Annotated in this window: 22 protein-coding genes and 4 pseudogenes; 14 read left to right on the forward strand and 12 right to left on the reverse strand. The window is 68.9% G+C overall.

Annotated elements, in window-relative coordinates:
• The first annotated feature begins 153 nt into the window (after positions 1-153).
• From SGFS_RS31130 to SGFS_RS31145, 4 genes are all read left to right on the forward strand, one after another.
• On the forward strand, positions 154-636 hold the full coding sequence (locus SGFS_RS31130) for a hypothetical protein (RefSeq protein WP_286255210.1): 483 nt from the start codon (positions 154-156) through the stop codon (positions 634-636).
• Positions 637-1,393: 757 nt separating this feature from the next.
• Positions 1,394-2,509 (forward strand): PLP-dependent cysteine synthase family protein, encoded by a 1,116-nt coding sequence (locus SGFS_RS31135; protein ID WP_286255211.1) that lies wholly within the window; start codon positions 1,394-1,396, stop codon positions 2,507-2,509.
• Positions 2,506-3,804 carry an MFS transporter gene (locus SGFS_RS31140; protein WP_286255213.1) on the forward strand — a complete coding sequence of 433 codons (1,299 nt, stop codon included), beginning with the start codon at positions 2,506-2,508 and terminating at the stop codon, positions 3,802-3,804. Before SGFS_RS31135 ends, SGFS_RS31140 begins: the two co-directional genes overlap by 4 nt.
• 287 nt (positions 3,805-4,091) lie before the next feature.
• A complete protein-coding gene (locus SGFS_RS31145) occupies positions 4,092-5,348 on the forward strand; it encodes an MFS transporter (RefSeq protein WP_286255214.1) in 1,257 nt (418 codons plus the stop codon).
• Between the two features lie 22 nt (positions 5,349-5,370).
• Here the strand turns inward: SGFS_RS31145 and SGFS_RS31150 are convergent.
• A pseudogene (locus tag SGFS_RS31150) lies at positions 5,371-5,517 on the reverse strand (PIN domain-containing protein); the annotation flags it as partial.
• Positions 5,518-5,603: 86 nt separating this feature from the next.
• Complete coding sequence (locus SGFS_RS31155) at positions 5,604-6,359, reverse strand: SCO6745 family protein (protein ID WP_286255215.1); 756 nt, start codon at positions 6,357-6,359, stop codon at positions 5,604-5,606.
• A gap of 61 nt (positions 6,360-6,420) precedes the next feature.
• Here SGFS_RS31155 and SGFS_RS31160 point away from each other — a divergent pair, with 61 nt between their 5' ends.
• Positions 6,421-7,341 carry a LysR substrate-binding domain-containing protein gene (locus SGFS_RS31160; protein WP_286255217.1) on the forward strand — a complete coding sequence of 307 codons (921 nt, stop codon included), beginning with the start codon at positions 6,421-6,423 and terminating at the stop codon, positions 7,339-7,341.
• Here SGFS_RS31160 and SGFS_RS31165 read toward each other — a convergent pair.
• Entirely contained in the window at positions 7,338-7,649 is a 312-nt protein-coding gene (locus tag SGFS_RS31165; protein ID WP_286255218.1) for an NIPSNAP family protein, read from the reverse strand. The two genes, SGFS_RS31160 and SGFS_RS31165, sit on opposite strands and share 4 nt — an antisense overlap.
• A gap of 420 nt (positions 7,650-8,069) precedes the next feature.
• Here SGFS_RS31165 and SGFS_RS31170 point away from each other — a divergent pair, with 420 nt between their 5' ends.
• Positions 8,070-8,375 (forward strand): hypothetical protein, encoded by a 306-nt coding sequence (locus tag SGFS_RS31170; protein ID WP_286255219.1) that lies wholly within the window; start codon positions 8,070-8,072, stop codon positions 8,373-8,375.
• Here the strand turns inward: SGFS_RS31170 and SGFS_RS31175 are convergent.
• Both SGFS_RS31175 and SGFS_RS31180 read right to left on the reverse strand, forming a co-directional pair.
• A complete protein-coding gene (locus tag SGFS_RS31175) occupies positions 8,345-10,162 on the reverse strand; it encodes an RICIN domain-containing protein (protein ID WP_434028093.1) in 1,818 nt (605 codons plus the stop codon). The genes SGFS_RS31170 and SGFS_RS31175 overlap by 31 nt on opposite strands.
• Before the next feature lie 240 nt (positions 10,163-10,402).
• Entirely contained in the window at positions 10,403-11,566 is a 1,164-nt protein-coding gene (locus SGFS_RS31180) for a pentapeptide repeat-containing protein (protein ID WP_286246900.1), read from the reverse strand.
• Positions 11,567-11,734: 168 nt separating this feature from the next.
• Here SGFS_RS31180 and SGFS_RS31185 point away from each other — a divergent pair, with 168 nt between their 5' ends.
• From SGFS_RS31185 to SGFS_RS31195, 4 genes and pseudogenes are all read left to right on the forward strand, one after another.
• Positions 11,735-12,637 carry a transposase family protein gene (locus tag SGFS_RS31185; RefSeq protein WP_286246902.1) on the forward strand — a complete coding sequence of 301 codons (903 nt, stop codon included), beginning with the start codon at positions 11,735-11,737 and terminating at the stop codon, positions 12,635-12,637.
• A 305-nt stretch (positions 12,638-12,942) separates the two neighbouring features.
• Positions 12,943-13,044, forward strand: a pseudogene (locus tag SGFS_RS51865) (flavoprotein); the annotation flags it as partial.
• Between the two features lie 612 nt (positions 13,045-13,656).
• Positions 13,657-14,358, forward strand: coding sequence for an SDR family oxidoreductase (locus SGFS_RS31190; protein ID WP_286255221.1), 702 nt, complete (start codon positions 13,657-13,659; stop codon positions 14,356-14,358).
• 58 nt (positions 14,359-14,416) lie between these two features.
• Entirely contained in the window at positions 14,417-14,788 is a 372-nt protein-coding gene (locus SGFS_RS31195) for a DUF1330 domain-containing protein (protein ID WP_286255222.1), read from the forward strand.
• 65 nt (positions 14,789-14,853) lie between these two features.
• On the opposite strand, the pseudogene SGFS_RS31200 reads toward SGFS_RS31195, so the two are convergent.
• Positions 14,854-15,106, reverse strand: a pseudogene (locus SGFS_RS31200) (transposase family protein); the annotation flags it as partial.
• A 92-nt stretch (positions 15,107-15,198) separates the two neighbouring features.
• On the opposite strand from SGFS_RS31200, the gene SGFS_RS31205 reads away from it, so the two are divergent.
• Together SGFS_RS31205 and SGFS_RS31210 are read left to right on the forward strand one after the other, a co-directional pair.
• Positions 15,199-16,161 carry an SDR family NAD(P)-dependent oxidoreductase gene (locus SGFS_RS31205; protein WP_286255223.1) on the forward strand — a complete coding sequence of 321 codons (963 nt, stop codon included), beginning with the start codon at positions 15,199-15,201 and terminating at the stop codon, positions 16,159-16,161.
• Positions 16,162-16,204: 43 nt separating this feature from the next.
• A pseudogene (locus SGFS_RS31210) lies at positions 16,205-16,976 on the forward strand (transposase).
• Positions 16,977-17,194: 218 nt separating this feature from the next.
• Here SGFS_RS31210 and SGFS_RS31215 read toward each other — a convergent pair.
• Positions 17,195-18,010: an oxidoreductase gene (locus SGFS_RS31215; RefSeq protein ID WP_286255224.1), complete on the reverse strand. Its 816-nt coding sequence runs from the start codon at positions 18,008-18,010 to the stop codon at positions 17,195-17,197.
• 93 nt (positions 18,011-18,103) lie between these two features.
• On the opposite strand from SGFS_RS31215, the gene SGFS_RS31220 reads away from it, so the two are divergent.
• Positions 18,104-18,628 carry a TetR/AcrR family transcriptional regulator gene (locus SGFS_RS31220; protein WP_286255225.1) on the forward strand — a complete coding sequence of 175 codons (525 nt, stop codon included), beginning with the start codon at positions 18,104-18,106 and terminating at the stop codon, positions 18,626-18,628.
• A 24-nt stretch (positions 18,629-18,652) separates the two neighbouring features.
• Here the strand turns inward: SGFS_RS31220 and SGFS_RS31225 are convergent, their stop codons facing one another.
• From SGFS_RS31225 to SGFS_RS31240, 4 genes are all read right to left on the reverse strand, one after another.
• Complete coding sequence (locus tag SGFS_RS31225; protein WP_286255226.1) at positions 18,653-19,222, reverse strand: TetR/AcrR family transcriptional regulator; 570 nt, start codon at positions 19,220-19,222, stop codon at positions 18,653-18,655.
• A gap of 274 nt (positions 19,223-19,496) precedes the next feature.
• Complete coding sequence (locus SGFS_RS31230; RefSeq protein ID WP_286255227.1) at positions 19,497-20,621, reverse strand: 4Fe-4S binding protein; 1,125 nt, start codon at positions 20,619-20,621, stop codon at positions 19,497-19,499.
• A gap of 310 nt (positions 20,622-20,931) precedes the next feature.
• A complete protein-coding gene (locus SGFS_RS31235; protein ID WP_286255228.1) occupies positions 20,932-21,501 on the reverse strand; it encodes a TetR/AcrR family transcriptional regulator in 570 nt (189 codons plus the stop codon).
• Between the two features lie 304 nt (positions 21,502-21,805).
• A complete protein-coding gene (locus SGFS_RS31240; RefSeq protein WP_286260157.1) occupies positions 21,806-23,305 on the reverse strand; it encodes an MFS transporter in 1,500 nt (499 codons plus the stop codon).
• 502 nt (positions 23,306-23,807) lie between these two features.
• Here SGFS_RS31240 and SGFS_RS31245 point away from each other — a divergent pair.
• A complete protein-coding gene (locus tag SGFS_RS31245; protein WP_286255230.1) occupies positions 23,808-24,686 on the forward strand; it encodes an alpha/beta fold hydrolase in 879 nt (292 codons plus the stop codon).
• 1,022 nt (positions 24,687-25,708) lie between these two features.
• Here the strand turns inward: SGFS_RS31245 and SGFS_RS31250 are convergent.
• Entirely contained in the window at positions 25,709-26,176 is a 468-nt protein-coding gene (locus SGFS_RS31250) for an ester cyclase (RefSeq protein WP_286255232.1), read from the reverse strand.
• Positions 26,177-26,178: the final 2 nt, after the last annotated feature.

The following is a 26,178-nucleotide window of genomic DNA, read 5'->3' on the forward strand; positions in this document are numbered from 1 at the left end:
TGCCGAAACCGTTGTTTGCAGTTGGTCAAGTGCCGTGGGCGTGCACGCGGTTGGTTCCTCCGGAGGGCAGCCGCATCCGCAGGATGGCTTGTTTACGCAGTGTTCCCGTCGTTCGAAGTGGGAGTGATTCCGGGGGCGGGTTAGGATCACGGCGTGATTACAGCCTGGTCGCCCTCCGGTGCGCAGCGGAGCCGCTCGACAGCGGTTCTGTGGCGCATGGTGGGCCTGGGCCTGTTCCTCTTCGGTCTGCTGTACACGCATGCCGTCAGCCCCGATGCCACGGTACGTCACGTCTCGTCCGACGAAGGCGTCGCGGTATCCGACGTTCACTTCACGCCCGCCGTGGACCGCGAAAAGGTTGCGAGTGCCACGTCGGCAATGCTCTCGGGCGAGACTCCTCACGATCCGTCGGGCGACCGTCACGAGGGTCACGGGCAGCACCACGCCGGTGGGGAGTGCTCGCTCGGGCAGCCTCCGCAGGCGCCCGGTGTCGGCGTGCCCTGCTTGTCTCCGCTGAGCTCGGCGAGCGATGGTGACGACGGCCTGTCTCAGCTGGTGCGCGCTCATTACACAGCGGCCCAGGACGTCGTGGCTCCGGTAGAGCATGCGGCGGACTCCGCGGTTCTGCGTATCTAGGTCAGCGCCTTTCCGAACCGGTCATTTCTCAGGGGGCACCGACCCGGCCCAAAGCCGTGGTCGCGTATTTCCCGGCGGCCGGTTCCTGGCGTCTGACCTCCTCTGCATGCCGTTCTTCGGTGCGGCGCGGGGATGGTCGACGACGTTTCCACCACCCCCCCACTGATCCCTGCCACTGCCGTGATCCTTCCGGCCGGGGCAGCGCCGCACGGAGAACTTGTGCCCCCCACCCCTGCCACCGTCCCTGTCCATGCCCCAAGAGCACGTTCGCTCCGAAAGAGCGGACTCGTCCTGATCGTGCTGTACGCCCTGCTGCTCGCGATGTCGGCGTGCCTCGGTGATCAGCTCCATGCCTCGGAGCAGCCGTACGGTCGCTCAGCCGCCGCGTCGAGTGAAGTCCCGCCGCCCGTGGAGAACTCCGAGCGCGAGATTCTCGACGCACCGGACTCTCCCGACCGTTGTCACGACGCCGGTTCAGAGGCCGCCACGTTCTGGAACTCCTCGACTCGCGTCCCACCGTCTGCGACCACCGCCGTCTCGCAGACGGGCGTGCCAGACCTCCTCTCGCACGATTTCCGTGGTGCCACGCGACGACTCCCACCCAGCGGCGGCCGGCCCGCTCTGATCTCCCTCTGCCGGTGGCGCGTATAGACGCCGCCCTGGCAGGTCGGCCCCGGCCGGACCGCCGCGCGCCGCGCATCTGCCGCCGCGCGAGATGAGCGTCCACATACGTCCGCATCGAACGAGAGCGAAAGAGATGCACTCCCTGACCACGAGTGACTTCACCCCCGCCGCCTCCACCCTCCCCGGGCTGGTCGGCAACACCCCTGTTCTGCGCGTATCCCAGCCCTTCTCCCCGCCCGACCGGGGTTTCTGGGCCAAGCTGGAGGGCTTCAACCCCGGCGGCATCAAGGACCGTCCCGCACTGCACATGGTCGAACGGGCCCGAGCCCGCGGCGACTTGCGCTCGGGACGCCCGATCATCGAGTCGACCAGCGGCACGCTCGGCCTCGGCCTGGCCCTGGCCGGAATGGTCTACGGGCACCCTGTCACCCTGGTCACCGATCCGGGCCTCGAACCGTCCATGACCCGGCTGCTCACGGCCTACGGCGCCACCGTCGACACGGTCCCCGAGCCGCACCCCACCGGCGGCTGGCAACAGGCCCGCCGTGACCGGGTCGCCGAACTACTGGCACGAAACCCCGGAGCCTGGTGCCCCGACCAGTACGGCAACCCGGACAACGTCTTCGCCTACACCCCGCTCGCCCTCGAACTCGCCTCGCAGCTGGGCCACATCGACGTGCTGGTCTGCAGCGTCGGGACGGGCGGCCACTCCGCGGGCATCTCGCGCGTCCTGCGCCAGCTGTACCCCGAGGTGCGGCTGGTGGGCGTGGACACCGTGGGCTCGACCATCTTCGGCCAGCCCGCCCGACCCCGCCTGATGCGCGGTCTCGGTTCCAGCATCCACCCGCGCAACGTCGCCTACGAGAACTTCAGCGAGGTGCACTGGGTGGCGCCCGGCGAATCGGTCTGGGCCTGCAGGAAGTTGGCCACCTCGCACTACGCCACAGGTGGCTGGAGCGTCGGTGCGGTCGCGCTGGTGGCCGGCTGGCTCGCCCGTACGACTCCTGCGAGCACCCGCATCGTGGCGGTCTTCCCCGACGGACCCCAGCGATACCTGGAGACCGTCTACGACGACGAATACTGCGCCGAGCGTGGGCTGTTGGGCGTGACACCCGCACCCGAACCGGAACTGGTGGGCAGGCCGGACGAGAAGGAAGTCACCCGCTGGACCCGCTGCACGACGGTCAGCGACCCCCTCTCCCTGATGGCCGAATCGGCCGGTGCCGCCGAAGGCGGTGCGGCGCGGTGAAGACGATGCTCACACAGGTCCGCTCCTACGAGCGGAGTGTCCAACTGCTCATGGTGAACCAGTTCACCATCAACCTCGGCTTCTACATGTTGATGCCGTACCTGGCCGCCCACCTGTCCGGCTCCCTCGGCCTGGCCGGATGGCTCGTCGGACTCATCCTGGGGGTACGGAACTTCAGCCAGCAGGGCATGTTCCTCATCGGCGGCACCCTTGCCGACCGGCTCGGCTACAAGCCTCTGATAGTCGCCGGGTGCGTCCTGCGCACCGTAGGCTTCGCCACCCTCGGCCTGGTCGACTCGGTTCCCGCGCTGCTCGCCGCCTCGGCGGCCACCGGCTTCGCGGGGGCGTTGTTCAACCCGGCGGTACGCGCCTATCTGGCGGCCGACGCGGGGGAGCGCAGGGTCGAGGCGTTCGCCCTCTTCAACGTCTTCTACCAAGCGGGCATACTGCTCGGCCCGCTGGTGGGGATGCTGCTCACCGGCTTCGACTTCCGGATCACCTGCCTCGTCTCGGCGGCGGTCTTCGCGCTGCTGAGCGTCGTACAGATCCGCGCGCTGCCCACCCGGCGGGCGGACGACGCGGCGGACGCGAAAGCCGACGGGCGTGAGCGCGTGCTGGCCCAGTGGGCCGGGATCCTGCGCAACCGCGCGTTCCTGCTCTTCTCGACGGCCATGATCGGCTCGTACGTGCTGTCCTTCCAGGTCTATCTTGCGTTGCCGCTGGAGGTCCGACGCCTGGGCGGCGACGGCGAGTTCGGGACTGCGGCCGTCGCGGTACTCTTCGCGGCTTCGGGTCTGGCCACGATCTTCGGCCAGACCCGGGTGACCGCGTGGTGCAAGGCGAGGATGGAGCCCGGACAGGCCCTGGCCTGGGGGCTGTTGAGCATGGGCGTGGCCTTCGTACCGCTGCTCGCGGCGACGGCCGTGCCCATACCGGACGAGGGGTTGGGGCGCGGGCTGCTCGCCGCCGTCCCGCCGACACTGGCCGCGCTGCTGCTGGCGCTGGGCACGATGATCGCGTACCCCTTCGAGATGGACACCATCGTCCGGCTCTCCGGCGAACGCCTCGTCGCCACGCACTACGGCCTTTACAACACCATCTGCGGTGTCGGCATCACCTTGGGCAACCTGCTCACCGGGGCGGCCCTCGACGCCGCGCGCTCGGCCGGCATGTCCGCGCTGCCCTGGCTGGCGCTGCTTGTCCTGGGACTGGCCTGCGCCGCGTCCCTCTACGGACTGCACCGGGCCGGCCGCCTGACCCGCAAGGCCCCCGAGCCTCAGCCGACGGCGGTCTGACCCAGAACCCGCCCTCGGGGCGGGGCGAGGGGCCCAACGCCGCTCGCCCCGCCCCACGACCGCTTCTGCGGCGCGGGCCTCTCCCGGCTCACCGGCCGTACTGTGGCGGGGCCACGATCGTCGGGTCCTTCAACGGGTTAGCCCCCGTCGGGCTCAACGGGGGCAATACGGCCGACGCGGCGACCTGCCCATCGACACCTCCTGACCACCACGTCCCGGCCGTCCGCCCGCTCCTCGCGGCGGCGGGCCTGCCTCCCGGTCCCCGCCGCCCTAGCGAAAGAGTCCCCTTGACGAGCACTGACTCCGTCACGACCGAGATATCCCCGCGTTACCAGGCACAGCGACGCGTCCTGACCGTCCTGGTCACCGCCCAGGTCCTCAGCGGCGCCGGCCTCGCCGCCGGCATCACCGTCGGCGCCCTGCTGGCACAGGACATGCTCGGCTCCACCGGCCTGGCCGGACTGCCCAGCGCCTTGTTCACCGCGGGATCCGCCGTCGCCGCCGTCGCCGTCGGCCGCATCTCCCAGGCCCGAGGCCGCCGCCCAGGCCTTGCCGCCGGATACCTGGCGGGAGCCGTCGGCGGAGGCGGTGTCATCGCCGCCGCCGTCGCGGACAACCCTGTCCTGCTCTTCCTCGCGCTGTTCGTCTACGGCGCAGGCAGCGCCACCAACCTCCAAGCCCGCTACGCAGGCGCCGACCTGGCCGCCCCCGCCCACCGCGGACGCGCCGTCTCCACCGTCCTGGTCGCCACCACCCTCGGCGGCGTCGCAGGTCCCAACCTCACCTCACTCACCGGCGACCTCGCCCACACCTTCGGCATCCCCCGCCTGGCCGGCCCGTTCCTCCTGGCCACCGTCGCCTACGTGGCCGCCGCCTTTGTCCTGGCGATCTGGCTGCGCCCCGACCCCCTGCTCCTCGCCCGGACCCTCGAAACCGAGCAGGCCATCGGCAGCAGCATCACCAGCGGGGACGAGGTCGCTCCGGCCCAGGGACGGAGCACCGGAGTCGTCCTGGGCGCGCTGATCATGGTCCTCACCCAGCTCGTCATGGTCGCGATCATGACGATGACGCCCGTCCACATGCAGGACCACGGCCACACCACCACTGCCTCCGGCCTCGTCATCGCCGTCCACGTGGCCGCGATGTTCCTGCCCTCGCCCGTGACCGGACGACTCGCCGACCGCTACGGCCGCATCAAGGTCGCCGTCGCCTCCGGTATCACCCTCCTGGCCGCGGGCATCCTCGCCGCCACCGCACCCGCCGACTCCGTCGCCCTGCTCGCCGTTGCCCTCGCCCTGCTCGGCCTGGGCTGGAACCTCGGCCTCGTGGCCGGCACCGCGATCATCACCGACACCGTGCCGTTGGCCACCCGTGCCAAGACCCAGGGCATGGTCGACGTCTCGATCGCGATCGCAGGTGCCACCGGGGGCCTGGCCTCCGGCCTCGTCGTGGCCGCCGTCGGCTACCCCGTCCTCGCCCTCACCGGCGGCATCCTCGCCCTCGCTTTTCTACCCGTCATCGCCGCCACCGCAAGCCGCCGATGACCAACCCCAACGCCGCCGACATCAGGAGAGCGAGCCCTTGTAACTCGGCCGTGGCGGCCACCGCGATGTCCACGGCTCTGGCGCTGCGGTGCTGCCCGCGCCGGGTGAGGATTTCTTGGACCTGCCAGGCGCGGTCGTAGGCGCCGTCGTCCACCGGTACCCGTCCGAAGCATCGGATTTGGCTTGGGTCGGCGCCCGGGGCGGGTGATGACGACCGGCGGAGCTTCGTGTTCCTGTCGGTGTTCTCGACGTCGGTCACGGGGTCGGGGAGGCGGTCAACGCGTTGACGAGCTGGGCGAATTCGGTACGTTGCCGGTCGCCCAGTGTGGCGTAGAGCGGCGCCTGCAGCTCATCGGTGAGTTGCTCGGCACGCCGCCATCGGGGGATCAGGGTTGCAGCAACGGGTTGTGGGTCGTGCCAGCCGTAGTGGGTCGCCTGCTCGACGCCGAGGTTGATGACCATTGCCTCTCGGGCGCCCAGCCCGCTCAGGCGCACCGCCGCCAGATGGCAGGCGCTACGGTGTTCCCGCAGTACGTGTATGCGCTGCATGGCCGCACCGACCGGGTCGTCGGCAGGGCAGGGCTGCTCGCGCCAGCCGGCGAACAGAGGCAGTGCGTCGGCGTCGGCGGCGTCGATCAGCTGCTGTGCCAAGTGGTTGAAGTGCTCCACGTCGACGTCGGCGGGGATGTTGGTGCGCCCCCACGTCCGGACGGCCTGTGCGTAGCGGGCGGCGGCTTCCTCCGCCGGCATCACGGGCTTTCCCGCCAGCCAGCCCGCGGTAACCAGGTTGGGGCCGAGGAAGCCCTGTACTGCTTGGACCACCGGGACTGACGCCTCGCCGAGTACCCCGAACCGGCCGCGACAGTAGAAGCCGCGCCCTGGGGGAAAGCCGGCACGCAGGCCCACGGCGGAGGTCGCCTCGCTGGACATGAACTCGTCACCGAAATCGTGGATGGGCCGGGCAACCGCGGTCATGCAATCGAAGATTTCCATGCGGCGAAGATCACCCACCGTGACTCAATAGGTCAAGGGGATGATTTCTGATGGAACCCTTTAGGTAATCTATCGAGTCATGCTGGATATCCGCCGTCTGCACATGCTCAAGACCGTCGCCGCCCGAGGCTCCATCTCCGCGGCCGCCCAGTCGCTGGCGCTGTCCGCAGGTGCCGTGTCCCAGCAGCTGTCCGTGCTGCGGCAGGACGTGGGAGTCGATCTGCTGCGCCCCGACGGGCGGACCGTGGCACTGACAGAGGCGGGCCGGGTGCTCCTCGAACACGCCGACCGGATCCTCGCCGCCGTGCAGGAGGCCGAGAGCGCCGTCGCGGCGGTCAAGGGCACGGTCGGCGCCACCGCCACCCTCGCCGCGTTGCCCTCGACCGTCGCCCGGATCGTGGCCCCCGCACTGACCGCGCTGGGCTCACACCACCCGCAGCTCACCCTGACCTGCCTCGTCACCGACCAGGCACAACTGCGCGAACTCACCCTCGGCACCGTCGATGTGGTGCTCGGACAGCGGTATCACCAGCTGCCCGATGCCACACCCCGGGGCATCGAGGTCTCCCCGCTGCTCGACGATCCGCTGCTCGTCGTCACCGCGGCCGACCAAACCGAGGAGCGGCCGCCCGTCGCGCTGCGGGAACTGGCCACGCACAGCCTCGCCGTACCGCCGCCGACCACGGACTGCGGACAGGCCATCCTGCACGCCTGCCACCAGGCCGGCTTCACACCCACGACGCGCTACATCACCGCCGACATCGCTGCCCAGCTCGCCCTCGCACGGGCCGGCCTCGCCACCGCGCTCGTCCCCCGGACGGCCATCGACCCGGCCACACCCGGAATCCGCGCGGTGCCCATCGAGGACCGCCCGATCCTGCGCCTGCTGTTCGCCGCGACGCGTCGCAGCGAGACCGCGAACCCGACGACCACGGCCGTCATCGCAGCGCTGCGTACAGCCGCGCAGCAGGGTCGTACCACGCACCTTCCGCCGGCCTAGGACAGGCCGTCGAGCGGCCGGAGGAAGCGGCGCTCGTATCGCTTGATGCAGCGGGTGTCACGGGCCAGTTGGAATGCCTCCTGGCACTCCGAGTCGGACATGCTGTCCGTGCGGTACTGCTCGTACACGGCCAGGCTGGGAAAGGAGAAGAGGGCATAGGCGATGTCGCTGTCGCCCTCACTCGGCAGAAAGTAGCCGTGGTGCGTCCCGCCGAAACGGTTGACGAGCCGGATCCAGCGGCGACCGTATTCCTCGAAATCGTCAAGCTTGTCGGCGTCAATCTCATACTTCAGATGAATGGTGATCACGCCTACATGATGCCGCTTTGCCGGTTCTGGCTCGATGACAGCTTGTGCGATCGCGTAACTCGGCCCGGATTCCTGGTGTCAGGTGCCCCCCGGCCGACAGAGGCCGTTCTGTGGGTTTTCAGGCTCGGTGAGGGTGGTCCCGTCCATGGAACCTCCAACGCCGGAAAGCACGCTGGATGCAGGCTGCTTGGCGAGAACGAGCGGAGACGTCCGCACCCGTAATGCGGGCCATCCGGCTCCGCCAACAAGGGACACTCAGCTTGGGAAGCTGCGAGCATGTGAGGCTGGTTCGGGCACTGACCTGGACGAACGGCTGTGATGCAGCTTCCTCGGGCCCGGTTGCTTTCACCGTGGTTCCCCGCTGGGTCTGGTGCGCTTGTGGTGCGGCCGATCCAAACGGGGGTGACCATGGAACGGCCTGTGCTGGAATCGCTGTTGGCTGGTGATGACGAGGCGCCCATGAAAGCTCTGGCCACCCTCCGAAGCGGCGCCACCTACTGGGTGGGAGATGGGGCACAAGAGCGGCCCAGCAGCGTGCAACGAGCAATGACTACGGCCGTGAGCGACCATGGCTGCTCCGCGACCATCCGGCTGGGGGCCCCGCCGTCACCTGTCAGCACGATCATCCCCTTCGCCAAGGCCGCCTCTATCGGCGCCCCCATCGAAGAGATGGGGGCGCATTTCGTCAGCTTCGCCTACTTGAGTGCTGTACCACCCGAGTTGTGATACGCGATCGTCTTGCGGATCAGGTTTCCGCCATCGGTCTCAGGCGTCGTCTGCTCCGTCCACCCCGCACCGAACAGCAGGCCGGCGATGTGGGCGTTCGCCACCTGGTCCATGTGGGCGAAGAGCCAGTCCACCTTGTCGTCCTTGAAGTGGCCGGGAGTGTTGTTCCCCGCCATGTTGCCCACCGGGATCTGCCACAGGACCACCGGCTTGCCCACGGACTCGGCCATCGTCTTCCAGAACTTCAGCGAGGCGGCGGCCTTCTGGTCGGTCCAGAAGGTGTCACGGCCGCCGTGGGCCGGCTGTGCGTACCAGCCCGCGTCGCGGTCCGACACATCGGTGACCAGGAAGTCGGCGTTCTTCGCCCCGAGGTCCGCGTAGTCCTTGACGCACTTCTGGAGGTTGCTCTCCCAGTCGAAGCAGGAGAGGTGCAGCCCCACGGCGGCGTTCGGCGCGTACTTGTGCGCCATGTGAATCAGGCACTGGGCGAGTCCGGCGGCGCTGTTCTCCTGCGATCCGCAGTCCGTCGGGTTGGCGCCCGAGACCTGCGAGGGAACCTGGTGCAGATTGCCGAGCGACCGGGCGAAGCCCCAGAAGTCGGGCTCCAGATCGATCATGTCGTGGGACTTGCCGATCTTCTGGAGGAAGAACCGGTAGTCGTTCAGGTACATGGTGAGCAGGTCACGCCTGTTGATGGCCTTGACCTCGCCCGGGCCGTCACCCTCGCCTGCCATGTCCCCGAGGTCGCGCAACGAGTACCAGGTCCAAAGATACTTCTGCGGTCGCGACTTGCCCTGGTACGTCGCCTTGGCCGCCACGCTGTCCTGCCAGGTCACCTGGTTTCCGGGCGCCGTGCTGCTGCCGCCCCAGCAGCCCCACCAGCCCGACCACTCATCCTTGCAACGCGACGCAGTATAGGCGGCCGACGTGGGCGCGGGCTGGCTGTGTATATAGGCGTAGCGCACGTCGAACGGCGCGGCGTTCGCCGAGGCGTCAGTCATCGAACCGCCGATGAACACCTTGTCGCTGCCCATGAAACGTGCCGTCGAGCTGCCGTTGGTGGCGGCCGGAGACGCCGGCGGCGACGCCGGGTGGGTGCCGCTCGGAGCCTGGCTCGCCGGAGCGCTGCCGCCGGGCGCGGGCGTGCTGCCGGAGTTCCCCGGGTTCCCGGTGCCGCCGGCGCTACCGGCCGCGACGAGCTTCCACTGCTGGTTGGCGCCGCCCCGGTCGCGGTTCTGGACGATGTCGCCCCCGTTGGCCTTGGTGGCGTTCTTGACACCGACAGCCATGCCACTGAAGCGATTGACCAAACGCACGTAGCCGTCCGACGACTTGGCCAGTTTGAACTGCTGGTTGGTGGCGTTCAGGTCTTTCCACTGCACGATGGCGGAGCCGGCGGTCTTCGACCAGCCGAAGTCGTCCAGCACCTTGCCGGAGGTCCGGTTCTGCAGCCGGTAGTACCCGTCACCCGAGTCGACGAACCGCCACTGCTGGTTGGCCCCGCCGTGACGGCTCCACTGCACCACCGCCGCGCCGTCGTTCTTGGCGGAGCCGCGGTCGTCCAGCACCTTGCCGCTGTTGCGGTTGACCAGCACGTACCACTTCTTCAGATCCAGGGTTTTCTGCTGCGCCGAAGCCTGGTTGACCACGACAGCCGAGCCGGCCACGACCACCATGGCGAGACCCGCCCAGAAACCCCGACGCGCGAGCAACCGACGACCACGATGCTTCGGGCGGTCACCGCGCGCGCCGCCGTCGGCACGGTGGCCGCCGACGCGGGACGCCATCGATGACGTGGGTGGGCCGGGGACATGTCTGTGCTCTCGTTCCGGGGACATGCCTGTGCTCTCTTTCAGCCGTTGCATCTGACCGGACCACTTGGCCGGACAACGCTTACGACCTTGGGAGCGATACCAGCCCCGGATCTGCCTGGCGGTCTGGGCCCCTGCGCGATCAGGACGCCGCTGAGGAGGAGTGGTGCCGTCAGGCGGATCGCGGTCGCCGCTGTCTTGACCGGCGTGTCTTGGTCAGGGAGTGGACCGCAGCGGTGGCGCCTGCCACGTCATCCCCGGGGGCTGGAGTAGGGGCGAGGGCTCGGGGCCAGGGTCATCGGTGTCGACGACTCCGGCGGCCGTGTGGTCGAAGTCGGCGGGCCAGCGGGTGTGCTCGCTGGCCACGGCGCCGGTCAGGCGTGCTTCGACAAGGTTGGCGGTGCTCAAGTCGGTGCCGCGCAAGTCGGCCATGCGGAGATCAGCGCGTTGGAAGACCGCTCCGTGGGCGACGGCCTTGCGCAGGTTCGCCTCGCGCAGGTCGGTCTCAGTGAAGTCGGCGTCACGCAAGTCGGTTTCGACCAGCTTCGCGCCCCGTAGGTCGGCCAGAATGCAGCGAGCCCGGCGGAGAATCGCAGTCGTGAGGTCGGCGTGCCGCAGGTTGACCGAGACCAGGGACGCCTGGGTCAGATTGGCGTGGTACAGGCCCGCGGCCTCCAGGCAAGCGCGGTCGAAGTTGACCTCGGGGAACCAGAGTCCGTCGCAGTCGGCCCGGCGCAAGTCGGTGATGCTGAGATTGACCCAGGACTGCTCCCGGTGCTGGCACAGCACGCCGAGCGCGGTCAGCGCCACCTGGGCGTCGGCGGCGCGAGTCTCCAGGGGTGCGATGTCGTTGATGGGCACGTCTGCCGCCGGTGATTCCGGCCCGGCGGGTGGCCAGGGCAGGTGCGTACGCAGATACGCGGCCTGGATGGAGATGATGGCCTCCCGGTCGCGGGCGGACTGCTCGGCGATCCGCCACAGCGCGTGCAACCCGCCGATGCGCACATCCAGCTTGTCGCTGCCGAGCTGGTCGACGGCCCGGCTGAATCGGTCGGTGACGTAGCCCTCCTGGGTGGCGCGCAAACCGTCCTGACTCACCCGCAGTTGCCGCCAGGTGGCGTACGCGCCGAAGAGCACGACCAGGCCGCCGACCACCTGCAGAAGCGTCGTACGGACATCGTTCACCGCCTTCAGTCGATCCTGTGCGGCGACGCTCGCCCCGGCGAGATCGTGGTCGACCACCACACCCGGCAGTACGACGAACACCGTGCCTAGAACGACCAGCCCCGCCGCCCCGGCCAGCAGAGCCACGGCTGCACGACGCCTGACCAGCCCGTCGCGCCATGCCCGCCGCCCGCGGTCCGGTTCCCCCATCTCCATGGGCACAGGAGCCTAGGCTCCACTCAGTAAACGATCAAGAGTGCTGTGGCACTGGCCCGTGACATGAGAACGGCCTTACGGGTTGGGTAAGTTGTGAGGTTTATTTGGGCCCGTGCGGCCTGTTCCCATCCTGCCCTGTCCGGGGTCCCGCGCGCACACTTCGGCGAGTTGCTCAAAGAACTCGCGCCCCGATGGCAGGCCGCGCGGGAGTCGGCGCTACACGAGCGGCGTGGCGGAGACCGGAGACGGGCGGCCGGCGCCGGGCCCAAGCAGCGCCTGGTCTTCGTCGACCGACTTCTGGTCACGCTGGTCCACCTGCGGCTTGGGATCCCGCACGCCGCTCTAGCCGAGTTGTACGCAGTGGACCGCTCCACCGTCTCCGGAGCGATTCGCGAGGTCCGCCCGCTGCTGGCGGCCCGCGGCTTCGCCGTCCCGGACCGGCCGGGGGTGCGGCTGCGCACGCTGGAGGACCTGTTCGCCTACGCCGGCACGGAGGGCGTTGACCTGCGCATCGACGGCACCGAAGTGCAGGTCCGCCGCCCCCGCGCCCACCGCTCCGGCCGCAAGGCGTTCGTCTCCGGCAAGAAGAAGCAGAACACCATCAAGACCACCACCTTCAGTGACCCGCAGGGTCGCACCCTGTTCAGCGGCGTGGTCCGGCCGGGCCGCATGCACGACCAGACCGCCGTGCGCACCGAGGGCATCGCCGAGCAGTTCCTCCGGCACCCCAAGGTCAAGGCTGTAGTCGACGAGGGCTACCGGGGCCTGGCCAACGAGTTCCCCGGCCAGGTCAGTGCCCCGCCGAAGAAGCCGAAGGACGACGCGCCGCTGGGCGAGCACCACGCCTGGCGCGAGCAGCGACGCCGCCAGTCCTCCGCGCGGATCTGTGTGGAGCACACCAATGCCGAGTACAAGCAGTGGCGGCCCCTGCAGCGGTTCACCGGCCGCCGCGAGACCTACGCCGAGACTCACCTCGCGATCGCCACCCTGGTCTCTGACCGCTCCGCCCGGCGGGCGACCCGCCGCAAGGCGAGCACTGAGCTGGTGCTCGCCCGGCAGGCCGCCTGCTGATCACCCACCAGCCAACCCGCCAGGCCAGCACGCCCCGAACTCAATCGCTCCCAAGGCTGTTAGTGGTCCGAGAGGCCGAAAAGGTTGCCGCGAAGATCCATAGATTTTTTCGCCTTGACCGCTTCCGGTTCGCTGCGGAGCACGGCACGCCTGACGCCGGTGGTGGCGAACGCCTGATGGCTGGTCGGGGAGGGTGAGGGACGGCAGCGAGATCCCGACCCGGCAAGGCCGCTCCGAGCGCCTCGCCGACCTTGCGGCAGGGCATTCCCGTGCTGCCCTTCCACACCCAATGCGCTTGTGGACCACCTGGCCGCCCAACGAGAAGCCCACCATCCGGGACCCCACCCGTGACCGCCGGCATCTCCGACACCCTCGCCCTGGGCATCCTGTGCGAGGGGTACGGCATGTACTGGAAACGCGACCGCTGATCACCCCACACAGCAAAAAGGCCCGGGTCTCTGACCTGGGCCTTCTTCGTGGAGCGGGTGACGAGAATCGAACTCGCGCTCTCAGCTTGGGAAGCGACGGCGCTTGGGGAGGCGGATAGCCTCTGACCTGGGCATACGTGCTCTGGTGTGGCGCCCGGGAGCGCATGATCGCACCGTAGTTGACCGTGGTTCACCGGTCTTATGGGCACGCTATGGGCACGGCGCTCGGCGACGGGTGGGTGCCGCGTGAAGTGGCCCACCTTTTGCATGGGGCCGTCCGTGCCCGGGCCGACTGCGCGGAGCCGTGCGTGTGCACATGGATAGCTGGCCCCTTCTTGGCGTCACCCGCCCTCGCCCGAGAGGTGGAGCTTGCTGGTGAGCCGCCCCGGGAGCGTCCGAGGCCCTCGTCGGGGCGGTGCTGCCGGAGCGTGCGTCCTTTCCCGGCACCCTCGCGGCCGTCTCGCGTGCCCCGGCCGCCCGAGCGCACCCGCCGATGCGGCGGGGTTCGGATCGACGCTTGAGCTTGCGTCGGAAAACCGATCGGTTTACTCTTCTGGAAACCGATCGGTTTCACATTCTCCGGGGAGAGTCATGACTGTTTTGAAGGGCGCGAACGTCTTCGTCACCGGCGGCAGCCGCGGCATAGGCAAGTCCCTCGTGGAAGAGCTGTATGTGCGCGGTGCCGGCAAGGTCTACGCCACGGCCCGCGATCCGCGCAGCGTGACGCACCCGGACGCGGTCCCGGTGGCGCTGGAGGTCACCGACCCGGCTTCCGTGGCGGCCGCTGCCGCGCAGGCGCAGGACGTCACCGTGCTGATCAACAACGCCGGTGCCTCGGTCGGCGCGTCTTTCCTCGACTCCCCGATCGACGACATACGCCGGGAGTTCGAGGCGAACTTCTACGGCCCGCTTCTGGTCGCCCGGGCCTTTGTGCCGGTCATCGAGCGCAATGGTGGCGGCCACGTCCTGAACGTGCACTCCGTGCTTTCCTGGCTGGCCCTCGGCGGCTCCTACAGCGCCTCCAAGGCCGCCCTGTGGTCGCAGACCAACTCCCTGCGCCTGGAGCTTCAGTCGCGCGGCATCACTGTCACCGGACTGCACGTCGGCTACGTCGATACGGACCTCGCGGCTGGCGTCGAGGCGCCCAAGTCCGACCCCCGTGACGTCGCCTCCCTCGCCCTCGACGGCGTCGAGACCGGCGCGTACGAGGTGCTCGCCGACGACATCTCCCGGCAGGTCAAGGCGGGCCTGGCCGGCGACCTGGCAGGGCTGTACCCCCAGCTCACCAAGTAGACCGGGCCCCCGGCGGGGCCCCACCACCAACCCCAACTCACCGGAGAGGATATGAGCAATGAGCGCGAATTCAGAGAAGAAGAAGTTTTACGCCCTGAATATGTTTGACGTGGTCGACCTGGAGAAATATCTTGCGTATTTCAGCCGCTTGCCGGAAGCGGCTCCGCGGTACGGTGGTCGAATGGTGGCGTTTGGTCGCTTCCGGGACAACGTAGCTGGTGACCTCGCGCCACGGCAGGTTCTGTTCCTCGTTGAATGGGAGTCCGAAGAGGCGTTCAACAGGTTCCGGGACGATCCGGAATTGGCCGACCTGCATCCTCTGCGGGAGAGCGGGACGGCGTCCTATATCTGGCAGACGTTCGATGGTTCTGATGTGAGTGACCCCACCGACGTTTCGCTCGACGATGTACTGGCGGTGCTCAAGCCTTAAGGGCTGTCCCGTAAATGATCTCCGAGCTGCCTCGGGCGTGCTTGGCCGTCGTGCGGGCCGCTCGTCTATCCGGCGAGGGCGAGGTTGTGCATCCGGGCGATGCCGAGCATGGCGTGGTGGACTCCGTCGCCTTTGAGGCGGCAGTCGCGGAGGATCTTCCAGGTCTTCATCCGGGCGAAGACGTGCTCGACTCGGGCGCGGACCTACCTGCTTGTGGGACTTGTTGTGGGCCTCCCTTCAACCGGGCAGAGCTTCGCCCTTGCGCCGCCTGTGGGGCATGACAAGTCCGGTACCGGGATAGCCACCGTTGGCGATTGTGGTGCTCTAGCACCGACACAACGGCTGGCCCCGGACGTTCGCCGTCACCGGCCCTTGACCTAGAGCGCGGTTCAGCATCTAGCGTCTCCGTCATGACGACACCTCAGCACAAGATCGGATCGGGCTTCGGTGCCCGGAGCACCGCGGACGACGTCCTGAGCGGGATCGACCTGTCCGGCAGCACCGCGATCGTCACCGGTGGCTATTCGGGACTCGGTCTGGAGACAACCCGCGCCCTGGCGGGTGCCGGAGCCCGCGTCGTCGTCCCCGCCCGGCGACGGGCGGCCGCTCAGGAGGCAGTCGAGGGCATCGACGGCGTCGAGACCGACGACCTCGACCTGTCCGACCTCGAAAGCGTCCGCGGTTTCGCCGAGCGGTTCCTGGCCTCGGATCGCAACGTCGACATCGTGATCAACAATGCTGGGGTCATGGCCTGCCCCGAGATGCGGGTCGGCCCCGGGTGGGAGGCGCAGTTCGCCACCAACCACCTCGGTCACTACGCGCTGATCAACCATCTCTGGCCGGCGATCGCCCGCGGTGGCGCGCGCGTGGTCGCCGTCTCCTCCGGCGCCCACGGCATCACCGGCGTGCGCTGGGACGACGTGCAGTTCGAGCGCGGCTACGACAGATGGCAGGCGTACGGGCAGGCGAAGACGGCGAACGTACTGTTCGCCGTGCAGCTCGATGCGCTCGGCCGCGACGCCGGAGTCAGAGCATTCGCGCTGCATCCGGGCAGCATCCTCACTCCGCTGCAGCGCCACCTTGCGAAGGCGGAGATGGTCGACGCGGGCTGGATCGACGAGAACGGCAACCCGACCGATCCCACGTTCAAGACGCCCGGGCAGGGCGCGGCGACGCAGGTATGGGCGGCGACCTCCCCCCAGCTGGCGGGCATGGGCGGCGTGTACTGCGAGGACTGCGACATAGCCGAGCCGGCCGGCGACGGCTCGGAAGGCGGCGTGCACGCACACGCGACCGACCCCGAGCAGGCCGCGCGCCTGTGGGCGCTGTCGGCCGACCTCACGGGCGTCGACGCTTTCGCGGCGGCAACCTAAGGGCTGTCCCGTAGCTGCTGGCCACGGATGAGATGATCTTGATGTGGCTGGCGTGATCACGGCGTCGGAGCCGTCCTGGATAGCCCCGTTCACCGGGCTGAGCCCTCGCCTGTTCGGCAAGCTGGTGACCGTACTGCGGCGCGAGGGTGCGGATGCGGTCCGCAAGGGCCGGCCGTGGAGCCTCCCGCTGGAGGACCGGGCCCTGCTGGTCGCGGCGTGTTGGCGCACGAACTTGACGATGCGCCAGCTCGCCCCGCTCTTCGGGGTGTCCAAGTCGGCGGCGGACCGCATCATCGACCACCTCGGGCCGATGCTCGCACTCCAGCCCCGCAAGCGGTTCGCCAAGGACACCGTGCTCATCGTGGACGGCACCCTGGTCCCGACCCGGGACCACACGGTGGCGGAGCAGTCCAAGAACGACCGGTACTCGACCAACCACCAGGTCGTCATCGACGCCGGCACCCGCCTGGTCGTCGTGGTCGGCCAGCCCCTGCCCGGCAACCGCAACGACTGCAAGGCATGGGAGGAATCCGGCGCCAAAACCGCCGTCGGCAGAACACTCACGATCGCCGACGGCGGCTATCCCGGCACCGGGCTCGTCATGCCCCACCGCCGGCGCAAGGGCGAAGACCTTCCGGACTGGAAGGAAGCGCACAACAAGTCCCACAAGCAGGTAGGTCCGCGCCCGAGTCGAGCACGTCTTCGCCCGGATGAAGACCTGGAAGATCCTCCGCGACTGCCGCCTCAAAGGCGACGGAGTCCACCACGCCATGCTCGGCATCGCCCGGATGCACAACCTCGCCCTCGCCGGATAGACGAGCGGCCCGCACGACGGCCAAGCACGCCCGAGGCAGCTCGGAGATCATTTACGGGACAGCCCTTGGCCTCGATCTTTCGTGAGGGCCCGCCGACGGAGTCGGTGGGCCCTTTCGCTTGCCGGAGTTGATGGTGGGCAGACCGGCGGCCCGGTGGAGAATCCTGCGTCGGCCGGTGGTGGCGCGGCTGTTCGGAAAGCCCGGGCAGCGCCTGTGCGTCAGCCGGTCAGCTGGTTCATCCTGCGGATCTGCTTGTCGAAGACCGCGGCGGGAGCGAGGCGGCGCAGTACGCGTGCGCGTCCGGCCAGGGGGCCGGCGGTGTAGCGCGGCTTCGGCCTGGTGTCGGTCGCCGCCGCGACGATCGCCCTGGCGACGACGGCGGGGGCGTCGCCGTCCCTGATGGCCTCCGTCATCACGCGGTCGACGGTCTGTCGCTGCTTCGCGTACACATGTAGGGGGGTGTCGGGTTTCGCGCTGTTGGCCTCGAATCCGGTCCTGGTGTAGGCGGGTTCGACGATGAGCGCCCGGACGCCGTGGTCACGGACCTCGTGGTCCAGGGACTCGGTGTAGCCCTCGACCGCGTGCTTGGAGGCGGCGTAGGCGGCCATGTAGGGCTGGGGCAGGAACCCGAGCACGGACGAGATGTTGATGATGCGCCCGCGTCGCTGGGCACGCATGTGCGGCAGGACCGCGTTCACCATGCGCATGACCCCGAAGACGTTGGTGTCGAACATGCCCTGGGTCTGCGCGAGGGGGGTTTCCTCGGCAGCGCCCATCGAGCCGACGCCGGCGTTGTTGACCAGGACGTCGATCCGCCCGAACCGCTCGCTCACCTCCTGGACCGCTGCGGTGACCGAGGTGTCGCTGACCACGTCGAGGCCGAGGAACGTCAAACCGCCGAGCGGGGTGACGCGTGAGGTGTCACGGCTTGTGCCGACCACGTTGAATCCGGCTGCGACCAGGGCGAGCGCGGTTTCCTTCCCGATGCCGGATGACGCACCCGTCACGAGTGCCACCGGCCGATCTGTCGTCATCCTGGACTCCCGCACCCACTCGAAACCGATCAGTTTCCGCTAGGGTAAACCGATCGGTTTTCGCATGCAGGTTCAAGCAGGGAGAATGCCGCCATGGGCCGGATCAGTGCGCAGGAGCGGCGTGAGGACGTCATTCGCGCGGCGATCGCCGAGTTCGCGATCGCCGGCTACCGCGGCACCACCACCGCTGCGATCGCCGAGCGGGCCGGCGTCAAGCAGCCGTATCTCTTCCGGCTTTTCCCGGACAAGAAGGCGATCTTCGTCGCCGCTCTGGTGCGGAGCGCGGAAGACACTCGCTTGGCTTTCGAGGAGGCGGCCGACGGGGTGGAGGGAGGCGAGCAAGCCCGGCAGATGATGGCGGACGCCTATGCGCAGCTGATCTCGACGCGCCCCGAAACGCTCCTGATGCAGATGCAGGGATATGCCGCCGTGGCGGCCTCCGAAGCGCAGGGCGATGACCTGATCGGTGAGGTCGTCCGGGCCGGCTGGATGAGTATCTGGGAAACCGTGCACCTGTCACTGGGCGCTGATGCCGACAAGACCGCAAGCTTCTTCGCCTGCGGCATGCTCGGCATCACGCTTACGGCCATCGGGCTTCCAGTGGGTGCCGGGAGGTGAGGGAGTCTTCTGGGCGGCGATGCGTCAGTGCACACCTGCCGCGTCGAGCAGGGTCGTCACGGTGGGCGCGACGAGCCCGGTCAGGTTGTCGGCCTGAATCCCCGCGCGGGCGCTCGCGCCGTCGAAGACCAGGCTGAGCTGCCGGGCCAGTAGATCCGGATCGCCCGCCCCGCCCTGCTCGGCCTCGGCGCGGAAGAAGGCCGTCAGGTTCGCCTTGACCTGGTGGGCCACGCGGCTCGCGGGGTGACTCTGGTCCTTGAGCTCGATCTGCACGGCCAGATACCGACAGCCTCGGAACTCGGGCGCTCCTGCCTGCGATTCCACCTGCTCGAAAACGTGCAGGATCCGCTCGCGGGGTGACCGGCCGTCGTCCATCGCGGGCAGGAGAGTCGCCACGTAGGCGGAGGCGCGCTCCTTCAGGCTCACTGCCAGGAGTTCGTCCTTGCTCTCGAACAGCTGATACATGGAGCGCTTCGACACCCCCGCCGCCTTGCACAGCGCCTCGACGCCGATGCTGACGCCGTCTCGGTAGGTGAGCGTGGCCGCCGCCTCCAGCAGGCGCTCCCTGGGGCTCAGTTTCACTTCGGTGCTCATGCCGTGAGGTTAACCCGGAGTGGACGAAATGAAAACCGATCGGTTTCCGGAGGTCTCCGGCGAGGGCTCGGCGACGGCCTGGGGGAAGGGCCGTCGCCGAGCCATGAGGGTGTGCGCGCCTGCCGTCCCCGTCAGGACGACGCACACCGAGGCCACTCCGAGTGATGGCCCGTCTCGGGTGACCTGCCGTCGTGCCCGTACGGCGTCCTCTCCGGCTTCGTCTCCGCCGGGATGCGGTGCGGGCCCTGGCGGTCGTCAAAGGGGTGACTGCCGCTCATGGCGTACGGGCCTCTCGGTCGGTGGACTCGGAACGCCTCGCCGGGGGATGCCAGCCACCGGTGACTTCCTTGACGGGCTTGTGGGGGAAGCGGCGCCGGGCGTACTCCTGTGCGTGGGAGTCCGGCAGGACATACAGGGTTTCTTTCTTGTCCTGGAGCGGTCGCAGGACGGTGTCCATGAAGTTCTTGCGGTCGTCCAGGTACGGGCCCAGGACGTCCTCGCCGGAGGGGCAGACGGCGAGGCAGTAGCCGGACTTGTAACCGGGCGGAGAGCTCAGGCTCTGCCACATGGAGGCGCTCTCGGAATCGCTGACCCGGGAGCGGTAGTCGGCCGCGTCCTCGCTGTCGGCCACCGTCTGCGCCCAGTCGGTGAACCCGCTCATGAACTCTCGGTAGTTGTGCGTGGTGCAGGCCAGCGCGTCGAATGCCCCGTCCTTGGCGATGGCGCCGACCGGACAGGCGGCTACGCACAACTTGCAGTCGATGCAGGGGTTGTAGTTCAGCGCCTGCCCGTACTCGCTCACCTCCGCGTCCACCAGGACGGTGACCAGCAGCACGAAGCTGCCGAACTTCGGGTGGATGACATTGCGGTGCAGGCCCATCACGCCGAGCCCGGCGGCCACGGCGACCGTCTTGTGCGCCACCACCCAGATTCGTTCGTTGGGGAAGCGGTCCATCTCCTGGGGAAAGCCGACGGAGGGATTGAGCGCGCGGTAGCCGGCGTCCTGTAGGGACTGGGTGACGCTGCGCGCGGCGTGGTTGGCCTGTTCGTCGGTGTGGTGGAACTCCTGGTTGGCCACGCTGCGGGCGGGGGAGCGGCAGTTGTCGCGGTTCATCCGGACCGCCATCGCGATCAGGGTGCGGGTGCCGGGCAACGCGGACAGCGCGTGCTCGCGCTCGCCGGCCAGGTCCGGGTGGTCCAGGCTGACCGCGGCGACGTCGTCCGCCCCGGCTGCCAGGCACAGCTCGCGCAGCCAGGCCGCGTCGATCACCGCGGGCGGGCGGCCCGCGTCACCGGTCCCGCGCCGGGCGAGTACGGCCCGTACCGACGGGTGGGCCGCCAGCTTCGCCGGAAGCGGGGGACGGGTGGGTTGCCCCTCGGTGCCTCGCGCGGCAGTCATACATGCTCCTAGGGGTGCGGGTACAAGGCTCGCCGCCACGGGCGAGAAACCGATCAGTTTCACCACCGTAAACCGATCGGTTTTCGCGCGCAAGCCCAAGCGGCGAGCCTCTCCTTCGGACTGTCGATCAGGTTCCTCGCGGGCGTCGGCGATCGATCGTCGGGCGATCAGGGCTCAGCCCGCGAGTCAGGCCGGGGTGCCGGCCTTCGGCTGGCAACGGGCTTGGGCCCCATGGGAGTTGCTCGGTCGCCGGGCGCGGCTGCGGCTTGCCGAGTGCATCGCTCGCCGCGGCTGTTCGTCACGCGATGCGTCAGCGCATGTCCGCCGCATCGAGCAGTACGGCCACGGTGGGAGCGATGAGACCGGCCGGCGTGTCGGCTTTGATTCCCGCGCGGGCGCTGGCGCCGTCGAAGACCAGGATCAGCTGACGGGCCAGCAGGTACGGGTCGTTCGCCCCGCCCTGTTCGGCCTCGGCGCGGAAGAAGTCTGTCAGGTTCTCCTTGACCCGATCGGCCACCCGGCTCGCGGGGTGGCTCGGGTCCTTGAGCTCGATCTGTACGACGAGGTACCGGCAGCCCTGGAAGTCGGGTGCACCCGCCTGCGCCTCCGCCTGTTCGAAGACATGCAGGATCCGCTCTCGGGGTGGACGGTTGTCGTCCGTCGCGGGAAGGAGTGCCGTCACATAGGCGGAGGCGCGTTCCTCCAGGCTCGCCGTCAGCAGTTCGCCTTTGCTCTCGAACAGCTTGTACATGGAGCGCTTGGACACTCCCGCCGCCTTGCACAGCGTGTCGACGCCGACGTTGACGCCGTCTCGGTAGGTGAGCGTGGCCGCTGCCTCCAGCAGTCGCTCTCGGGAGCTTGGCATTGCTTCGGTGGTCATATTGCGAGGTTAACTCGATTCCGGCCTATGGGAAACCGATCGGTTTACGATGCTGGCCGGGGTGCTCTACGGCGCCGCCCACGGCCGAGTCGGTTCGGCGCCGCCGCCGTGGTCTCCAGAATGGTCGGTGTGTCTCACCGGCCTCGGAAGCTCGGCCCCATCGTGCGTGCCCTCGACCGGCGATGACGGGTTTGCCGAGGACGGAACGCACGGGACCGTCTCGGAGATGCCCCTGTCCTGCGCTGATGTGTGCCTGGAGCGCACCGATCAGCGCAGGACATTTCTCACCACGGTGGATTCGGGCTCAGTGGGCGATCACAGGCTCGCCCTCCGACGGCGCCAGAGCTGAATTCGGCATCAGGAACGCCGTGAGCACCGCGCCGACCACGAAGATCCCGGCGCCCCAGGCCAGGGTGGCCGTGTAGCTCTCGACCCCGGCCTGGGCCATGGTCAGTGCGCCCGGCTTGTGCGAGGAGAGGTAGTCGGTCGCGGCCGATGAGGCGACGGTGGTCAGCAGCGCCGTGCTGATCGAGCCGCCCACCTGCTGGCTGGTGTTGATCAGTGCCGAGGCGACGCCCGCGTCCTCGTGGTGCACGCCTGCGGTCGCACCCTGGAACGAGGTGGTCATCACCGCACCGATACCGAGACCCAACAGGATCATGCCCGGCATGATGTCGGCGACGTAGCCGCTGTCCAGCGTGAGCCGGGTCAACAGGGCCATGCCGGACGCGGAGACCAGGAAGCCGGCGATGACCACGACCTTCGGGCCGACCTTGGGCAACAGCAGCGAAGGCACCGTGGTCGACGAGGCGACGATGCCCCCGACCATCGGCAGGAAGGACAGACCGGCCTCGATCGGCGAGTAGCCGATGCTGGCCTCCAGGTAGTAGGTCAGGAACAGGAAGATCGAGAACATCCCCATGCCCAGGACGAACACGGCCAGGAACGAACCACCTCGGGTCCGGTCCAGCACGACGCGCAGCGGCAGCAGCGGATGCGCGACCCTGAGCTCCAGCCAGGCGAATACCGCGAGCAGCACCACGCCGCTGATCATGGAGCCGAGGGCGACCGGGTCGGTCCAACTGGTGGATTCGACGTGCGCGAACCCGTAGACGATGCCGAACAGTGCGGCGCTCACCACGACGGTGCCAGGAATGTCGATCTTGGGCCGCTCGGTGAGCGCGGGCTTGGCCAGCAACAGCAGCGCACCGGCCAGCGCGACGCCCGCGAAGATGACGTTCACGTACATCACCCAACGCCACGACGCCCATTCGGTCAGCATGCCGCCGAGCAGGAGTCCGACCGCGGCGCCCGCACCTGACAACGCACTGAAGATGCCGAAGGCTTTCGGCCTTTCGGCCGGGTCGGTGAAGGTCACGCTGAGCAGCGAGAGCGCCGCAGGCGCGAGCAGCGCGGCGAACAGTCCCTGGGCCACACGTGCCGCCACAAGTATGTCGAAGCTGCCGGCCGCGCCGCCGACGACGGATGCGGCCGCGAAACCGATCAGGCCGGTCACGAAGGTCGTACGTCGACCGAACAGGTCACCGAGTCGGCCCCCGAGCAGCAGCAGGCTGCCGAACGCCAGGGCGTACCCCGTGATGACCCACTGCCGGCTGCCGTCACTGAAACCGAGGTCATGCTGCGCTTCGGGCAGCGCGATGTTCACGACGGTCGCGTCGAGCGTGACCATGAGCTGTGCCACGCCCAGCACGACGAGCACCCACCAGCGCACGGCATGTGAGCCGCGGCGGCCCGAGTCTGTTTTCCCGGAAGCGGGCGCTCCGCGGTCGAAGGTGGTACTCACTTTTCTCCTCAGTCGCTGGGCATGGGCCGACCGTCGGCCAGAAACCGATCGGTTTCCACTTAGGGAAACAGATCGGTTTCCTCGGTGCAAGTGAACGTGTCGCATCTGGCCCGGGAGTGACCCGACAGGGGCGAAGTCCGCGTAGGCCGACGGTGCTGCCTCGACCGCCCCCTGGTTGTTCGGCGTCGACGCCTTGTGCCGCACCTTCAAGACCGGGCGCGACCGCCGCGACCACCGGCCTTGTGGACCTCTTGGCCATGAAGGGGAGCCGCCTCGAACTGCGCGACCTCGTCTCCGGCGGCGTGGTGACCGTGGGCCCGGCCGCCGGGCCTGCGAGGCGACCACGTCCACGGGTACGGACCGCCCCGGTGAAGCCGGGGGGCTGCTGGGCTTGCGCCTGGAAACCGCTCGGTTTACCTTGGTGGAAACCGAGCGGTTTCTCATTCTCCGGTGAGAGTCATGACCGTTTTGGTGATCCACTCACACCCAAGGAGTCGGCGAGATGCCCAGCCAGGAGTCACGTCCCACGATTCACATTCAGGGGACCACCAGCCACACCATCGCCCCGCGCGCGGGATCCGGCGGCCGCGAGGGAACGCTGCGCTACCTCAGAGCCGGCACCGGCGCTCCGCTGGTCCTGCTGCACACCGTGCGCACCCAGGCCGAGCACTTCCGCCACCTCATCCCGCTGATCGCGGACCGGTACACCGTGTACGCCCTCGACCTGCCGGGGATGGGCTACTCCGAGATCGTGCCCGGGGCGTCGTACGACGAGCCCGCGATGCGCGCGGGCGTCGAGCGGCTGCTGACCGAACTCGACCTGAATGACGTGACGTTGGTCGGGGAGTCCATGGGGGCGGTGCTCGCCCTGACCGCCGCGGCCGACCTGCCCGAGCGGGTGCGGCGCGTCGTCGCGGTGAACACGTACGACTTCCCCGGCGGGATCGCCCGCTCCAGTCTTCTCGCCCGTGTGGTGGTCAGCGGTGTCCTCACTCCGGGAGTGGGCCCGGTGGTCGCCGGGGTGGAGCCCAAGCCCGTCGTCCGCAGGATCCTGCAGGGCGGGCTGGTCGACAAGACCGCGCTGCGGGAGGACTACCTCGACGAACTCCTCCAGGTGGGCAGCCGCCCCGGCTACTCGACCGTCGCCCGAGCCGTGTACCAGAGCCTGCCCAGCCTCATCGCCGCCCGCTCGCGCTACCCCGAGGTCAAGGCACCCGTCCACCTCGTCTACGGGGAGCACGACTGGTCCCGGCCCTCGGACCGGCAAGCCGACAAGAAGCTGCTGCCGGCCGCCGATTTCACGCAGGTGCCGGGAGCAGGCCACTTCATCGCCTTGGAACGGCCCGATCTGCTGGCCGACCTGCTGAACGCGGTGGCCTGACGGTCCCGGGAACGCCGTAGCCACCCGCGTTCGGGTGTAGTGCGTGACCGGGGACCGGGTCGCGGACGTCACCGGTGTGGTCTCCGTTGGACAGTACCCGGCCAACAGCGGAGAGGACCTGGCCGAGGCGTTCAGCACCCGGCTCGGGCGGACCGTGACCTACGAGGCGACCGACCCCCACGCCTTCTTCGCGCCGCTCGCACCCGCGAGGGGCGAGCAAGCCCTTGCCGCCGTCGCGGACAGGTACCGAGCCCTCAGTACGCAGCCGGACCACTCGATCACAGCCGAGCGCTCCGCCCGGAAGCTCCTCGGTGTGCCCCCCGGACCGCTGGCCAGTGGCCGGCCGACATCGATCTCTGACGCGGATCGGCGACGCTGTCGGGACGCCCCGGTCGAGGCCGGGACCGCCGTCCGGTCCCCGCCAGGAAAGTGTTCTCGCAGCCGGACGGGTCAGAAGCGAGACGACGGCCGAGCCGCCGATGTTGCGGCGGGGTGGATACGGTTCAGCGTCGCTTTGCCGCTCGTCGCTCCGGCTGCCGATGGGAGCGTGCCGACGTGCCGTCGGTGGCGAGGCTGCGGCCCGTCAGGACTGAGGGCGAGGCCACCGATTGCCTCTGCGGTGTCACCGAGGTACCTGAGGGAAGGCGTTGCGCAGGACTCTGGCGCAGCGGTGCCGCCGGCCGTCCACCGGGCGACGCGGCCGGTGCGGTCACCCGCCGAGAGGCCGTGGCCGTCTGGGCTGAACTCCGGCGCGGTGATGTGCTGCCCACCTGGACGAGACCCAGCGTGACGGCTCCGGCCGGAGCCGTCACGCTGGGTCTCGGTTGTCACCAACGGCCGGCTTCTCGCGGGGCTCGGCGCCAGAAGCGGCACGACCGCCTCAGCGGCGGCCGTGTCTCATTCGATGCTGCGGCACACGAGCCGTACCGGGCTGCGGTGTCCGAAGTCCGCAAGCGCCGCGTTCAGGCGAGGCTTGCAGATCAGGACTCAGGGGCGTGCGTTGTCCGAGAAGACCTCGGTCTTCACGCCGACTGCGCGCCGGTGCTGATCTGTTGGGTGAGCTTGAGCAGTTCTTCGACGTGGTAGATCTCGGTGATCTTGCCGTCGACAACGCGGATGATGTCGGTGCCATTGATATCGACCGGGTTGCCGCTGGCGGCGAACCCGAAGGCGTCTCCGGTGTGGGTCCCAGTCATCCGCCAGTGGAGGACCACCCAGCCGCCGGGAAGCTCCTGCTGGAAAAGGATCCGGTGCTGCGTGTCGGTGAATCCGTCGCGGACCGCGGCGATCAGCGCTCGCATGCCGTCGATTCCCGAGGCGGCGCCGTCAGCGGGGTTGTGGTCGATCAGATCCGGGGCGAACACCTCGTCTGCCCCGGCGACATTGCCGGTGTCGTAGAGCTCAAGGTTGCGCGCGGCAATCCGCGACGCGGTGGTCGTGGCCGAGCGCACCATCTCGCTTGCGGTGTTGGCCGTACTGATCGCGGTCATGA

Origin of the sequence: Streptomyces graminofaciens, assembly GCF_030294945.1 — a bacterium.
Lineage (GTDB): Bacteria > Actinomycetota > Actinomycetes > Streptomycetales > Streptomycetaceae > Streptomyces > Streptomyces graminofaciens.

Coding starts and splice junctions, on each gene's coding strand:
- SGFS_RS31135 (WP_286255211.1), top strand. CDS start 1,394: ATGCACTCCCTGACCACGAGTGACTTCACCCCCGCCGCCTCCACCCTC.
- SGFS_RS31160 (WP_286255217.1), top strand. CDS start 6,421: ATGCTGGATATCCGCCGTCTGCACATGCTCAAGACCGTCGCCGCCCGA.
- SGFS_RS31175 (WP_434028093.1), bottom strand. CDS start 10,162: ATGGCGTCCCGCGTCGGCGGCCACCGTGCCGACGGCGGCGCGCGCGGT.
- SGFS_RS31180 (WP_286246900.1), bottom strand. CDS start 11,566: ATGGAGATGGGGGAACCGGACCGCGGGCGGCGGGCATGGCGCGACGGG.
- SGFS_RS31190 (WP_286255221.1), top strand. CDS start 13,657: ATGACTGTTTTGAAGGGCGCGAACGTCTTCGTCACCGGCGGCAGCCGC.
- SGFS_RS31195 (WP_286255222.1), top strand. CDS start 14,417: ATGAGCGCGAATTCAGAGAAGAAGAAGTTTTACGCCCTGAATATGTTT.
- SGFS_RS31205 (WP_286255223.1), top strand. CDS start 15,199: ATGACGACACCTCAGCACAAGATCGGATCGGGCTTCGGTGCCCGGAGC.
- SGFS_RS31215 (WP_286255224.1), bottom strand. CDS start 18,010: ATGACGACAGATCGGCCGGTGGCACTCGTGACGGGTGCGTCATCCGGC.
- SGFS_RS31220 (WP_286255225.1), top strand. CDS start 18,104: ATGGGCCGGATCAGTGCGCAGGAGCGGCGTGAGGACGTCATTCGCGCG.
- SGFS_RS31225 (WP_286255226.1), bottom strand. CDS start 19,222: ATGAGCACCGAAGTGAAACTGAGCCCCAGGGAGCGCCTGCTGGAGGCG.
- SGFS_RS31230 (WP_286255227.1), bottom strand. CDS start 20,621: ATGACTGCCGCGCGAGGCACCGAGGGGCAACCCACCCGTCCCCCGCTT.
- SGFS_RS31235 (WP_286255228.1), bottom strand. CDS start 21,501: ATGACCACCGAAGCAATGCCAAGCTCCCGAGAGCGACTGCTGGAGGCA.
- SGFS_RS31245 (WP_286255230.1), top strand. CDS start 23,808: ATGCCCAGCCAGGAGTCACGTCCCACGATTCACATTCAGGGGACCACC.
- SGFS_RS31250 (WP_286255232.1), bottom strand. CDS start 26,176: ATGACCGCGATCAGTACGGCCAACACCGCAAGCGAGATGGTGCGCTCG.